The sequence below is a fragment of the Clostridiales bacterium genome (genome assembly GCA_025757645.1).
In the GTDB taxonomy this organism is placed as follows: Bacteria; Bacillota; Clostridia; order Oscillospirales; family Oscillospiraceae; genus CAG-103.
Window position 1 is genome coordinate 542,007 of sequence record CP107216.1, and the last position, 12,994, is coordinate 555,000.

11 protein-coding genes are annotated in these 12,994 nt (G+C 63.7%); 7 read left to right on the forward strand and 4 right to left on the reverse strand.

Annotated elements, in window-relative coordinates:
• Positions 1 to 91 precede the first annotated feature (91 nt).
• The 4 genes from OGM61_02585 to OGM61_02600 all read left to right on the forward strand — a co-directional run bounded on the left by OGM61_02585 (position 92) and on the right by OGM61_02600 (position 4,481).
• Entirely contained in the window at positions 92 to 1,510 is a 1,419-nt protein-coding gene (locus tag OGM61_02585; protein UYI84974.1) for an MBOAT family protein, read from the forward strand.
• A gap of 13 nt (positions 1,511 to 1,523) precedes the next feature.
• Positions 1,524 to 2,294 (forward strand): GDSL-type esterase/lipase family protein, encoded by a 771-nt coding sequence (locus tag OGM61_02590; protein UYI84975.1) that lies wholly within the window; start codon positions 1,524 to 1,526, stop codon positions 2,292 to 2,294.
• 412 nt (positions 2,295 to 2,706) lie between these two features.
• Positions 2,707 to 3,780 (forward strand): PAS domain-containing sensor histidine kinase, encoded by a 1,074-nt coding sequence (locus OGM61_02595; GenBank protein ID UYI84976.1) that lies wholly within the window; start codon positions 2,707 to 2,709, stop codon positions 3,778 to 3,780.
• Entirely contained in the window at positions 3,777 to 4,481 is a 705-nt protein-coding gene (locus OGM61_02600) for a response regulator transcription factor (protein UYI84977.1), read from the forward strand. The genes OGM61_02595 and OGM61_02600 overlap by 4 nt, the downstream gene beginning before the upstream one ends.
• 193 nt (positions 4,482 to 4,674) lie before the next feature.
• Here the strand turns inward: OGM61_02600 and OGM61_02605 are convergent, their stop codons facing one another.
• Positions 4,675 to 5,475, reverse strand: a complete 801-nt coding sequence (locus tag OGM61_02605) for a 1-acyl-sn-glycerol-3-phosphate acyltransferase (protein UYI84978.1) — start codon at positions 5,473 to 5,475, stop codon at positions 4,675 to 4,677.
• 163 nt (positions 5,476 to 5,638) lie between these two features.
• Here OGM61_02605 and OGM61_02610 point away from each other — a divergent pair, with 163 nt between their 5' ends.
• The 3 genes from OGM61_02610 (at position 5,639) to OGM61_02620 (ending at position 8,988) form a co-directional block, all read left to right on the forward strand.
• Positions 5,639 to 6,304 carry a lysoplasmalogenase gene (locus tag OGM61_02610; protein ID UYI84979.1) on the forward strand — a complete coding sequence of 222 codons (666 nt, stop codon included), beginning with the start codon at positions 5,639 to 5,641 and terminating at the stop codon, positions 6,302 to 6,304.
• A gap of 176 nt (positions 6,305 to 6,480) precedes the next feature.
• A complete protein-coding gene (locus tag OGM61_02615) occupies positions 6,481 to 7,221 on the forward strand; it encodes a GntR family transcriptional regulator (protein ID UYI84980.1) in 741 nt (246 codons plus the stop codon).
• A 135-nt stretch (positions 7,222 to 7,356) separates the two neighbouring features.
• Positions 7,357 to 8,988: an MBL fold metallo-hydrolase gene (locus tag OGM61_02620; GenBank protein UYI84981.1), complete on the forward strand. Its 1,632-nt coding sequence runs from the start codon at positions 7,357 to 7,359 to the stop codon at positions 8,986 to 8,988.
• A gap of 60 nt (positions 8,989 to 9,048) precedes the next feature.
• Here OGM61_02620 and OGM61_02625 read toward each other — a convergent pair whose 3' ends face one another.
• The 3 genes from OGM61_02625 to OGM61_02635 are packed head-to-tail and all read right to left on the reverse strand — an operon-like array spanning position 9,049 to position 12,874.
• The gene (locus OGM61_02625; GenBank protein UYI84982.1) at positions 9,049 to 10,158 is read right to left on the reverse strand and encodes a GerAB/ArcD/ProY family transporter; all 1,110 of its coding nucleotides are present in this window, start codon (positions 10,156 to 10,158) and stop codon (positions 9,049 to 9,051) included.
• Positions 10,155 to 11,321, reverse strand: a complete 1,167-nt coding sequence (locus tag OGM61_02630) for a Ger(x)C family spore germination C-terminal domain-containing protein (protein UYI84983.1) — start codon at positions 11,319 to 11,321, stop codon at positions 10,155 to 10,157. The genes OGM61_02625 and OGM61_02630 overlap by 4 nt, the downstream gene beginning before the upstream one ends.
• 32 nt (positions 11,322 to 11,353) lie before the next feature.
• The gene (locus OGM61_02635; GenBank protein ID UYI84984.1) at positions 11,354 to 12,874 is read right to left on the reverse strand and encodes a spore germination protein; all 1,521 of its coding nucleotides are present in this window, start codon (positions 12,872 to 12,874) and stop codon (positions 11,354 to 11,356) included.
• Positions 12,875 to 12,994 lie beyond the last annotated feature (120 nt).

Consider the following 12,994-nt stretch of genomic DNA (forward strand, 5'->3'; position numbering starts at 1 on the left):
ACCGCACACAAACGCCGAAATTTATGTTAACCTTTTCATACGAATTTTTTTGCTTTTGCGGGTTTGTCGAGGGTTCAGGAGGATAGGGTCCGTGGTTTTCAGCAGCCTGTCGTTTTTGTTTTGCTTCTTTCCGGCGTTTCTGCTGGTGTATTATCTGACACCGTCGCGCCCGGCCGGCGCGCGCAATGCCGTGCTGCTGGTGGGGAGCTGTGTGTTTTATATCATCGGACTGGACGGTCAGTGGGCGTACTTTGCGCTGCTGGCCGCATCTGTGCTGGTCAACTACGGGCTGGGCCTTGCCATCACGCGCGACAAGCCGCGCGCAAAGCTGTGGCTCATCGTCGGACTGTGCTACAATTTCCTGTGGCTGTTCCTATTTAAATATCTCAACTTCCTGCTCACCGGCGTCAACGGTGTGCTCGGCTGGGTGTCCGGCGGCAAGGCGGCCGTGCCGCTGCTGGGCTGGGCGCTGCCGGTCGGCATCAGCTTTTACACGTTTTCGGCCGGCGGCTATCTCATCGACGTCTACCGCGGCACGGTCGCGCCGGAGCGCTCGCTGCTCACATTCGGCACGTACCTGACCATGTTCCCGAAGCTCGTCTCCGGCCCGATCGCGAGCTATGCGCAGCTGCAGCCGGAGTTCGGCGCACGCGATGTGTCGCTGCGGCAGGCGGTCGATGGGCTGAAGCTGTTCGTGTTCGGCATGGCGTTCAAGATCCTGCTCGCCAACCAGCTCGGCGGCCTCTGGAGCGATGTGACCACGATCGGCTTTGAGAGCCTCTCGACGCCGCTGGCGTGGATGGCTGCGTTCGCGTATTCGTTCCAGCTCTATTTCGACTTCTGGGGCTACTCGCTCATGGCCATCGGCATCGGCCGGATGCTCGGCTTCCACCTGCCGGAAAACTTCCGCTGCCCGTACCTCGCGCTGAGCATGACGGAGTTCTGGCGCCGGTGGCACATCACGCTGGGCACATGGTTCCGCAATTATCTGTATTTCCCGCTCGGCGGCAGCCGCTGCAGCCGCGGGCGCATGATCTTCAACCTCCTGGTCGTCTGGCTGGCGACCGGGCTCTGGCACGGCGCGCACCTGAACTTCCTGCTCTGGGGTCTGGGCCTGTTTGGAATCCTCACGGTCGAAAAGCTCTGGCTCAAAAAATACCTTGACCGCTGGCCGGTGCTCGGGCATCTGTACATGCTCGTGCTCATCCCGCTGTCGTGGGCGGTGTTTTCCGTGTCGGATCTCGGGCAGCTCGGCGCGTACTTCGGCCGCCTGCTGCCGCTGTTTTCGCACACGGCGGCGGCTTACCCGCTCGATTTTCTCAAGTACGGCAAGACCTACGGGGTGTTCCTCGTGCTGGGCCTCGTGTGCTCGACGTCGCTGCCGGCTTATCTGTACCGCCGGCTCAAGGGCACGTGGGCCGGGGCAGTCATTCTGGCCGTGCTGTTCTGGCTGTGCCTGTTCTGCCTGAGCAAGGGCATGAACGATCCCTTTATGTACTTCCGATTTTAAGGAGCGCTGACGTATGAAACGCATCAAACCGCAATATTTTCTCATCCTGCTGCTGGTGGCCGCGCTCGCGGCGGCACCGTTTCTCATCCGCGGCCTGATCGACCGCAGCAGTGTCGGCAAGCAGCCGGCCGCATCCGTCACTGCGGCGCCGGAAGAGACCGCCGAGCCGACGCCCACGCCCGAGCCGACGCCGCTGCAGTTCACGACGGTGGACACCTCGTATTTTGACGATGCGCTCTTCATCGGCGACTCGCGCACCGTTGGTATTGCCGAATACGGCAGCCTGAAAAACGCGACGTATTTCGCCGACGTCGGCCTGAACGTCTACGTTGCGCAGACCAAGGCCATTGCCGTGAAAAACGTCGGCACGGTCACGCTGCCGCAGCTGCTGAGCCAGAAAACGTTCGGCAAGGTCTACATCATGCTCGGCATCAACGAGCTCGGCAACGATCTGGACGACATCACGGCCAAGTTCTCCTCGCTCATCGACACCGTGCGCGCCGCGCAGCCGGACGCCATTATTTTCGTCGAGGCGAACCTGCACGTCGGCCCCTCGCGCTCGAGCACGGACGCGACGTTCAACAACCCCCGCATTGACAAGCTCAACGAAAAGCTCGCCGCGCTCGCCGACGGCAAGACGATCTTCTACATCGACATCAACGAGCTCTTCGACGACGAAAACGGCAACCTGCGTGCCGATGCCAGCGGCGACAGCACCCATGTCTACGCCAAGTACGACCTGGACTGGTGCGACTGGCTGTGCACGAAGGCGATCGTGCGTTAAATCCGAAGAACAGGCGAAGGCCAGCCGGAAACTGCTTCCGACTGGCCTTTGCTGTGATGGATCACATATTCCGTTTTTTCTCCCTCGACGCGGTAGCGCGCATCAGCGCTTGAGGATGAACCACACAAACGCGCCGCAGGCAATGATCATACCGCCGCCAACTGCTGCAAAGATCATGTGACTGCCTCCTTTCCCCCAATGTCCTGTCCGTGTTTCGGACGGGATCTGTGAAGATACTTCATTATAAGGAATCTATGCGCTAAGTTTCCGGAAAACAGCGGCCCAAACGCTGCGCAGCCGTTAAGAAGGCGGAAAAGAATGCGCCTGAGGCTGCAAAGACCGTCGCGTTCGCGCGGACAATGTGCTATGCTGACAGTGGAGCCAAGACGGCTGTCCGGAAAGAGGGATGCTTATGCAGAAAGTATGGAAGCGCATGCCGCAGTGGCTGCGTGATACGGTCATGTTCCTTTTTATCATGGGCTGCGCCGTTGCTGTGTGCGAGCTGCTGTCCGTCTGCTATGACGATAATAACCCGTTTGCCACATCCGTGTTCATTCTGGCTGTGGTGCTCGTCTCGCGCTTCACCACCGGGTATTGGCCCGGCATTCTGGCGTCGGCCGTCGGCGTGGTGAGCGTGAACTACCTGTTTACATACCCGTTTCACGAATTCAACCTGACGATCGACGGCTATCCGCTGACGTTCGCGGTTATGCTGGTCGTGAGCGTTCTCGTGAGCACGCTCACGACGCAGATCAAGCGGCAGGAGCAGCTGCGTTACGAGGCGGAAAGAGACCGTATGCGCGCCAATCTCCTGCGCAGCGTGTCGCACGATATCCGCACGCCGCTGACGGCCATCATGGGCCTGAGCGCGACCGTGGAGGAAAGCGAGACGCTCACGGACGAGGGCCGCGGCATGGTCGAGGAGATCCACCAGAACGCGCAGTGGCTGCTGCACCTGTCGGAGAACATCCTGTCCGTCACGCGCTTTTGCGACGAGGGCGTCGTGATCGAGAAATCGGACGAGGTCGTCGAGGAGATCGTCGGCAGCGCGATCCGGCGCTTTCGCAAAAATTGCGATACCGACATTCCCATCACGGTCTCAAAGCCGGAAGAGATCCTGCTCGCGCCGATGGACGCCACGCTCATCGAGCAGGTGCTGCTCAACCTGTTGGAGAATGTCGCCAAGCACAGCCCGTCGGCAACGGAGGTCTTCATCGAGATCCGTGCCGAGGGCCGCCGCGTCTGGCTGACCGTGGCCGACAACGGCGACGGTATCCCGCCGCAGCTGCTCGGTGTACTCTTTGACGGCTATCTGCCGCTCGGCGCCGTGGAGGCGTCCGACCGCAGCCGCCACATGGGCATCGGCCTGAGCGTCTGCCGCGCGATCGTGCGCGCGCACGGCGGCGAGATTTATGCAAGAAACAAGATCGACGGCGGCGCGGAGTTCCGCTTCTGGCTGCCGGCGGAGGAGGAATCGAACACATGATCCGTGATAAAATCATCATCGTTGAGGACGACCCCGGCATCAGCAAATATCTGCAGGCGGCGCTGCGCTCCCATGAGTATGACACGCTGCTCGCGCCCGACGGCAAGACCGCGCTGGAGATGATCGCCTCGCACTGCCCGGATCTGCTGCTGCTGGATCTCGGCCTGCCGGATATGGACGGCAGCGAGATCATCCGCTCCGTGCGCGCCTGGAGCCGGATGCCGATCATCATCATCTCGGCCCGCAGCGCGGAGATCGACAAGGCGTCTGCGCTCGACATGGGCGCGGATGACTACCTGACCAAGCCCTTCGGCACGGTGGAGCTGCTCGCGCGCATCCGCACGGCGCTGCGCCACACGCGCACCGACGGCACGAGCGATGGCCTGGCCATGACGGGGGAGTACCACGTCGGCGACCTGTGCATCGACTACAATAAGCACCGCGTTTTTCTCGCCGGCGAGGACACGCACCTGACGCCGAACGAGTACAAGATCGTGGCGCTGCTCGGCCGGCACGCCGGGCAGGTGCTCACCTATAAGTCCATGATGAAGGAGCTCTGGGGGCCCGGCGTCGGCGGCGACAACAAGCTCCTGCGCGTGCACATGGCGAACATCCGCCGCAAGATCGAGCCGAACCCGGTCGAACCGCAGTATATCTTCACGGAGGTCGGCGTCGGCTACCGCATGGCTGACAGCCACTGAACCGAGCATAAACGTCATAAAGCGCCCGGAGCGATCGCTCCGGGCGCTTTTCGTGCCCTGCCATGCGTTCGTCCGCCGTGCGTCACAGCGCGGGAGGCAGGCGCGTGCCGAAACGGCGTCCGTTTCTCGAACGTGGGCAAAAAGATCCTCGCCCGCAGATGTGCGGACGAGGATCTTGCCTGTGATCCCGGAATTATTTGCCCAGCTCGGCGATCATTTTGCTGCGGATGCCTTCGGTGAGGGCGTTCGTTTTTGTGGCCTTGACCGTTTCGGCCGGGATGACCTCGCGGATGCTGAGATACACGTGCGTGCGCCGCCAGGGGACGTTGTGCGCGATGCGCTCCGTGCCCTCGATGGTCGCAACGACGATGGGGACATTGGCCTTCTGCGCGATCTTGAGCGAGCCGGCGTGCCAGGGCAGCAGCTCGCCGCTTTTGCTGCGCGTGCCCTCGGGATAGATGGCGAACGAGCACTCATGCGCGCGGATGAGGTCGGCCGCGGCGTTGATCGTGGTCAGAGCGTTGCGCGCGTTCTCGCGGTCGATCGGCAGAAAGCAGCACCGGCGCACGAACGGGCCGATGACGAACTTGCGCATGTTCGACGGCTTGGACACGAACGCCAGCCGCCAGCGCCGCAGCACCCACCACTGCACCATGGGGTCAAAGTTCGAGCGATGGTTGCTCACGAACAGATATTCTGTGTCCGTCGGCACTTTTTCGAGCCCCGTGACGTGGATCTTCACGCGGCAGAGCGCAAGAATCCAGCCGTCGAGCGCCATCGTCAGCGCGTGATAAAACGGGCTGATGTGCGTGTACATTTTGTTCGGTCCGGCGAACCACGTGCAGACAAACATCAGCAGCACGTACACAAGATTCGCTGCCACGAAGCAGGCAATCAGGATCGGCAGCAGCCACCAGTAGCTCAGCGCGGGGGACAAAAAATAAATCCACGCGGTGCTGAGCACAGCGGGAATGAGCAGCAGATAATAGAGCATGAACGGGCACCTTCAAGCATATTAAATATTAAAATATTGCCAATAATCATTGACGATAAACTTCCAAATCTATTATAATTGCATCGGAATACCGTGTCAATGAACGAGATGTAAACTTGCGCGGATTCCGAACACATTCTGATTGGAGATAGGATGGGATAAGATGATCGTATTAAAATGGGTGTTCCCGGTGTCCCTGGCGGTGCTCGCCATTGTGCACCTCGTCAGCTGCTGGCGCGGCGATGACGACCTGCGCAAGCCGACGAAGGTCGCGCTGATGCCGGTCGTTGCGCTGAGCTACCTCGCCTTTGCCCGCCAGCCGTCGCTTTGGGTGGTCGCCGGCCTGCTGTTTGGCTGCCTGGGCGATCTGTTTTTGCTCTGGCCGCTCAAGAAGAAGTTCTTTGCGCTCGGCACGTCGTCGTTCTTCCTGGGCCACGTGTGCTACCTGATCTTTATCTACACGCACTATGTCATCCGCGTCAGCTGGATCTGGATCGTCGTGGTCTGCGTGATCTATGCCGCCGGTGCCGCGTTCGTGTACGCCAACAGCCGCAGGAGCATCCCGCGCGCGCTGCGTCCGCTGGCGCTGGCGTATATGCTCATGCTCTGCGTGCTGAGCGTGAGCCTGATCCTGCCGCTGCTGACGGCGTTCTGGTGGGGCAAGCTCGTGGCGTTTTTCGGCGCGACGTTCTTCCTCGCGTCCGACGGTGTGCTGTGCGACATGCTCTTCGTCAAGAAGGCTGAGCCCACGCAGCAGAACTTTGTTGTCATGTGCACGTACATCCTTGCGCAGACGCTGCTGGCCATCGGCTTTGCGGCCTGCCCGTGATTGTTAAAAATCTAGGCATTTCAAAGGGAAACGGGACTCTCCGCCACCGGAGAGTCCCGTTTTATGTACAGCGGTGGAAAAATCTTAAAAAATTTGCTATTTTCTCTTTACACCGGGAAGAAAATGCAATACAATGCGTAGCATCTACAGGAGGTTTTTTCGGGGGGAAAAAGAATATGGCAAAAGAAAAGGAAACGGAAAACCGGTCGGAACGGGAGCGGTTTCTTGACTGCATGCTCAAAGAGATCCTCAGCGGGCGGCGCAATCCGGGCGACCGGCTGCCGACGGAGAGTGAGCTGGCCGAGCAGTACGGCCTGCGCAAGACGAACGTGCATCTTGGCCTGCAGGAGCTGGAGCGCCTGGGCTTTCTGAAGGTCGTGCCCCGGCACGCGACCTATGTCGCGCCTTACTGGGAGCAGGCGAACCTGGAGACGCTGGCCGCCATCATGACGCACGGCGGCAAACCGCAGCCGGAGCTGGTGGATGCGTTTCTGGAGCTGCGCGAAATGGTCGCGCTCGGCTGGTTCCGCTGGACGGGCCGCAACCCCAAAACGGAGCAGATGCGGCACCTGTACGGGCTGCTCGAGCGGATGGAGGCCATCGCCTACGCGCCGGACGGAGAGAAGGATAATCCGAAATTTCTGGATCTGGTCAATCAGTTTCTGGTGTGCATGTTTGCCGAGTCGGACAACATGATCTTCCGCGTCCTGCTGCGCTCGTCGCGCGAGCTTGCGCACGTGACGTATTACATCGTGGCGTACACGCTGGATACGCAGGAGCTGTGCAAGACTTACCGCACGGTGCTCGACGGGCTGACAAGCGGGCACGCATCCGAGGCGATCGACTACTGGTGCGGCTGGAGCGACAGGGTCACGGTGCAGTACCGCGAGGCGCTGCTGCAGCTCGGAAGCGAATGACCCATGCTTTTTACCCCGGGGGGACCAATGTCCCGCCGGGGTAAAAGCGTTATTTGTGAACTTTTCGCGCCGCGGTTGCGCTCGGCGTGCGCTTGTGTTAAAATCAGGGAAAGAAAACCGGAAGGGAGCGAGCACATGAAGCTGACATTTATCCGCGCCGACCACGAGGTGACCGGCAGCTGCACCCTGCTCGAGATCGGCGGGCACTACGGCCTGATCGACTGCGGCATGGAGCAGGGGCGCGATCTGTTCGAGAATATCGCCATTCCCGTCCCGGCGGCACAGATCGAGTTCGTGCTCGTCACGCACGCGCACATGGATCACACCGGCCACCTGCCGCTGCTGTATAAGCAGGGCTTTCGCGGCACGGTCTACGCCACGGAGGCAACGTGCGACCTGTGCGGTATCATGCTGCGCGACGCGGCGCACATTCAGATGTCCGAGGCCGAGTGGAAGGGGCGCAAGGCCGCCCGCGCCGGCCAGCCGGCGCCCGAGCCGCTGTATACGCTCGAGGATGTGGAGGGCGTGCTGCGCCTGCTGCGCCCGTGCGGCTACGGCAAGCGCATCCAGGTCGGCGAGAACATCATTATCCGCTTCACGGATGTCGGCCACCTGCTTGGCAGCGCGTGCATCGAGGCGTGGCTCACCGAGGGCGGCACGGAAAAGAAGATCGTCTTTTCCGGCGATATCGGCAACACCGACCAGCCCATCATCCGCGATCCGCAGACCGTCTCGGGCGCGGACTACGTGCTCATCGAGTCGACTTACGGTGACCGCAGCCACGGCCCGCGCGTGGACTATCTGACCGCGCTCGCGGACTGCATCCAGCGCACGCTCGACCGCGGCGGCAATGTCGTCATCCCGTCGTTCGCCGTCGGCCGCACGCAGGAGCTGCTGTATTTCATCCGCCAGATCAAGGACGCCGGCATGGTGCACGGCCACCCGCACTTCCCCGTGTATGTGGACAGCCCGCTCGCCAACGAGGCCACGCGCGTCTTTTTGCAGACGGACACGAGCTTTCTCGACGACGAGGCCTGCGCGCTCATCCGCAGCGGCATCAACCCGCTGTATTTTGACGACCTGCACACCGCCGTCACGAAGGAAGACTCCATGGCGCTCAACACCGACAAGACGCCGAAGGTCATCCTCTCCTCGAGCGGCATGTGCGATGCCGGCCGCATCCGCCACCATCTGAAGTATAACCTCTGGCGGCCGGAGTGCACGGTGCTGTTCGTGGGCTATCAGGCAGTCGGCACGCTCGGCCGCAAGCTGCACGACGGCGCCGAGAGTGTGAAGATCTTCGGCGACGAGATCGCCGTGCACGCCGAGATCACCGTCCTGCCCGGTGTGAGCGGCCACGCGGATAAGCAGGGGCTGCTGGGCTGGATCAATGCCATGGAGCAAAAGCCTGCGCACGTATTCGTCAACCACGGCGATGACGATGCGTGCACGGCGTTCGCCGCCTGCCTGCGCGACGAGTACGGCTACGACGCGGACGCACCCTACAGCGGCAGCGAATTTGACCTCGCTGCCGGCGCGTATACCTATGTTGCTCCGCCGCGGCCCATCCGCCGCGACGAGACGCGCCAGGCTGCCGCGGCCGGAAAGCGCCGCGAGAGCCCGGCCTACGCGCGGCTGCAGCGCGCGCTCGGCGAGCTCACGGCCCTCGTGCGCCGCTGCGCCGGCTGCCCGAACAAGGGCCTGAGCGCCTTTGCCGAGGAGCTCGAGCGGCTCACCGCCCGCTGGCGCGACCGGCTCGCTCCGTGAGCGGAGATCGCACATAGACAGAAACCGCCCTGCCGGGCCTCCGGCAGGGCGGTTTTGCGCTTAGATCTTTCCGCGCGCGCGGCCGATCAGATACATCCCGACCGTGCCGACGCCCAGCAGGACGATGTTCACGACCGGCACGACGTTCGTCTGCAGCGCGTCGGTCTCGAATGCGTTCTGCGCCAGAAACAGCGCTCCTGCCCCGGCTGCTGCCGCGCACAGGAGCACGAGCGCGGGCGGGTTCTTCTGCGCGAACAGCCGCCCGTCGCGTGAGCACGCCGCACGCAGGCAGTTGACCGCCAGCGTCAGCAGCATTGACACGAGCACAAAGTCCGGCAGCACCCACAGCCCGATCACGAGCGCGCCGAAGCGCTCGACCGCGTGAAACAGGCTCACATTGCGCAGCATGGTGAAAAACGGGTGGGTGAGCTTTGCCGTCAGCTCCGCGCCGAGAATGCCGATCGCGAACGCGCTCAGCAGCGTCACGAGCACGCACATGCGCACGCACCACCACCCGGCCGCGCGCCCCCGGCCGGGTGCGGCCGGCGTGTGCCCGCCGGTGAACGCACCGAAAAACAGCACCGCCGCCCCGATGCCGAACACCGTCAGCCCGCTGCGCGCCACGCCGGGGAGATCCTGCGCCGTCACGGGCAGCAGATTGTTCACGTTCAGCCCCGGCGCCGCAAACACCAGCACCAGCGCCAGCACGAGCATCAGCAGCGGCAGAAAGATCTCTGAGGCGCGAAAGAGCGCCTTGGTGCTCCCGAGCGCGCCGCAGACCGCCATGGTCAGGATCGTCACCACGAACGGCCACGGCCGGCTCAGCGGGAACACCGCCTCGATGAACCGCTCGGCCCCGATGCGCAGCGCAAACGCACTGTAGAGCAGAAACCACAGCGCGTAGACGCCCAGCAGCACGCGCCCCGCGACCGGCCCGAGCGCGCGCAGCGTGATCTCGCCGATGCCCTCACCCGGCCGCCCGCGATGCAGAATGCCCTCGAGCATCCACGCGAACAGCAGCAGCGGCACCAGCGCCGCCAGCGCGCACAGCCATCCGCCGCAGCCGGCCTCCGCGGTCGTCTTGCGCGGCACGAGATGCAGCAGCGGCGAGAGCAGCACCATCGTGCACAGCGCGTAGTACTGCCGCCGCGTGAGTTGAAGTCCCGTCATGTTCCGCCTCCCGATGTGTCGATGCCGTCGCGCAGGTCGAATGTCCGGCCCACGTCGGCGCTGACCGTCACGCGCACCGGCACGGCCTGCCAGACGGCCGGCCAGTCGTCGCGGATGGCGGCCCATCTGCGCCCGCCGCCGATGGCGAGCGCCTGCCCCACGCCGAGAAAGTCCGCACCCAGCGCCTGTGATACGGCGATCACGTCCTCCGCCCAGCCGGTCACGAGGGCGGCGAGCGCCGCGTTGAGCTCGTCCTGATAGGCCTGCGCCGTGATCCGGCGCGGCACGCGCAGCTCGGCGATACTCGCGCGCAGCTTCAGCGTCACGTCCACGCGCGCGAGCGCGCCGTCGCTGCTCCATACCGGGCGAAAGCGCGTCTTGCACGTGCCGAGCGTGAGCATGACGGTGCTGCCGTCGCTGTCGGTGACGGCGAGATCGCCGTGCCCGGCTACGCCGAGGAGCATGCTGGCCCCGCGCGCCGTCTCTGGCTCGATGCTGCCGACGTAGTCCCCGTCGCGGAAGATCGCGTATCCCGCCGGGGCGAGCGCCAGCTTGCCGCCCTCGTCCTCCGGCGTGCGCACGCACGTCACAGCGCCCACCACGGCGCAGCCGCTGCCCGCGAGCGCGCGGGCGATGTCCGTGCAGGAGCAGGCATGGCTCGTGCCGTCGAGCGCGATGTCCTTTTCCAGCGCCGCGAGCGCTTCCGTCACGTCGGCCTTGTCGTCGCCCGTCTCCATGACCGCCTGCTGCGCCGTGCCGCCGCGCACGATGAACAGCGGCGCGCTCAGGCGCATGTCCGGGTCGCGCGCGATGAAGTCCAGCAGCGGCGCGAGCCCGCCCGCGGCGGCCGCCTCCTCGCCGAGGAGCAGATAGCTCGTCTGTGCGTAAAACAGCTCGGCGCTCGGCGTGCGGTCCTGCAGCTGGTCGAGCGCCGCGAGCATCGACACGCCGGACTGCGTCATGCGCTTCGGCGCCTCGTTCTCGCACGCCTTGCCCGTCGCCGCACTCAGGCACACGCCCTCCGGCGCGCGGTCTACGCCGATCGTCTGGATCAGCGCCAGATCCTCGACCGGGCGGTAATTGCTCGAGATCGCGCCGGTGCTGCACCCGCTGCACAGCATGCCCGCTGCCAGCAGCAGCGCCAGTGCCCGTCTGTGCCGCATGGACCATCCCTCCTTATATTATATGGTGTGCCCTATCTTTGCCGCCGGCGGTTTGGGCTGTCGTATTCCGGCGGGCGGAATTTTTCATCCGGCTGCGGCCGGCGCAGCAGCGTGCGGAAGATCGTCGGCCGTTCGCTGTCCACGAATGGGGCCATATACGCCACGCCGTCGCTGTCGATCGTGCACAGATACCAGATCACGAGCCCCAGCGCCGCCAGAATACCGAACAATCCCGCCAGCGCCGCCGCCAGCACCAGGCCCAGCCGCAGCAGACGCACGGCGTTGCTCAGCTCCTGGTTCGGCAGCGTGTAGCCCGCGATGCCCGCGAGCGCCACCACGATGATCGCCACCGGGCTGACCACCTTCGCGTCCACGGCCGACTGGCCCACGAGCAGCGCCCCGATGATCGACACCGTCTGGCCGATCGAGTTCGGCAGCCGCAGCCCGGCCTCCTGCAGCAGCTCGAAGGCGATGAGCATGAACAAAATGATCGTCGGCACGGAAAACGGCACCTGCTGCTTGGCCTGGATGACCGACAGCAGCAGCTTCGCCGGGATCATCTCCTGGTGGTACATCGCCACGGCCACGTACAGTGCTGGGAATGTCAGCGAGATCGCCAGCGCGAAGTACCGCAGCACGATCAGCGCCGAGGCCAGCAGATAGTGGTGCGATTCGTCCTCCGGCGCATGCATCAGCAGCCGGAATGTCGTCGGCAGCAGGTAGCCCATCGGCAGCCCGTCCACCAGCAGGCCCACGCAGCCGTCGAGCAGCTCACCGGCGAACTTGTCCGGGCGCTCCGTCTGGCCCAGCTGCGGCAGCAGCGCCCGCGGCCGCTGCGTCAGGTACGGCTCCAGGTCGCCGCGGCCGAGCAGCGCCTGCTCGTCGATGGTGTCGAGCTTGTCAAGGATGCGCTGCACGCGCGCGGGGTCGGCGATGCCGTCCACATACAGCACCGCCACCGTCGTCTCCGACTGCCGGCCGACGACCGTCTGCTGCAGCTTCAGCGCCGGGGTGTGCAGCTTGCGCCGCACGAGCGAGGTGTTGATGCGCAGTGTCTCGACGAAGGCGTCCTTCGATCCGCTGACGGATTTCTCGATCGTCGGCTCCGACACCGCGCGCACGTTCGCCGTGCGCACCTCGAACGTGACGGCCCTGCGCTGCGCGTCGAACACGAGCGCGACCGAGCCATTGGTCAGATCCGAGACGACGTCGTCCATCTCCGTGCGCGTGCGCGTCGAGCAGCTGTAGACCGCGCCCTGCTCGATCCGGCGCACGGCCTCGCGCGTAGAGGCGATGTCCGCCAGACGGCCGCCCTCCGTCAGCGGCCGCAGCACGTCCGTGGACACGTCGCCCGCCGAGACCATACCGTCAAGCCAGCAGACAGTCACCGTCAGGCGGCTCTCGAGGCCAATGCGCACAGCGCGCGCCTCAAAATCATCGCAGTCGGAAAATATTTTTTTCAGCTCGCCCGCCGTGGCCGGCACGTCATACTGCGGCTGCGGGCGCGGATGCGGCCCATCATCGGCGCCGCGGTGAAAGAAGTTGGTTTGCATATTGCGTAGTATAACCGGAAAAAACCACAATATTTTGTGCCAGAAAAAAGGGTAAAAACTTTTTTACGAAAAAGTGAAAAAAGTTGTTGACAGGCGTCGATTTGGGTGGTATATTAGCAA

Coding starts and splice junctions, on each gene's coding strand:
- OGM61_02590 (UYI84975.1), top strand. CDS start 1,524: ATGAAACGCATCAAACCGCAATATTTTCTCATCCTGCTGCTGGTGGCC.
- OGM61_02595 (UYI84976.1), top strand. CDS start 2,707: ATGCAGAAAGTATGGAAGCGCATGCCGCAGTGGCTGCGTGATACGGTC.
- OGM61_02600 (UYI84977.1), top strand. CDS start 3,777: ATGATCCGTGATAAAATCATCATCGTTGAGGACGACCCCGGCATCAGC.
- OGM61_02605 (UYI84978.1), bottom strand. CDS start 5,475: ATGCTCTATTATCTGCTGCTCATTCCCGCTGTGCTCAGCACCGCGTGG.
- OGM61_02610 (UYI84979.1), top strand. CDS start 5,639: ATGATCGTATTAAAATGGGTGTTCCCGGTGTCCCTGGCGGTGCTCGCC.
- OGM61_02615 (UYI84980.1), top strand. CDS start 6,481: ATGGCAAAAGAAAAGGAAACGGAAAACCGGTCGGAACGGGAGCGGTTT.
- OGM61_02620 (UYI84981.1), top strand. CDS start 7,357: ATGAAGCTGACATTTATCCGCGCCGACCACGAGGTGACCGGCAGCTGC.
- OGM61_02625 (UYI84982.1), bottom strand. CDS start 10,158: ATGACGGGACTTCAACTCACGCGGCGGCAGTACTACGCGCTGTGCACG.
- OGM61_02630 (UYI84983.1), bottom strand. CDS start 11,321: ATGCGGCACAGACGGGCACTGGCGCTGCTGCTGGCAGCGGGCATGCTG.
- OGM61_02635 (UYI84984.1), bottom strand. CDS start 12,874: ATGCAAACCAACTTCTTTCACCGCGGCGCCGATGATGGGCCGCATCCG.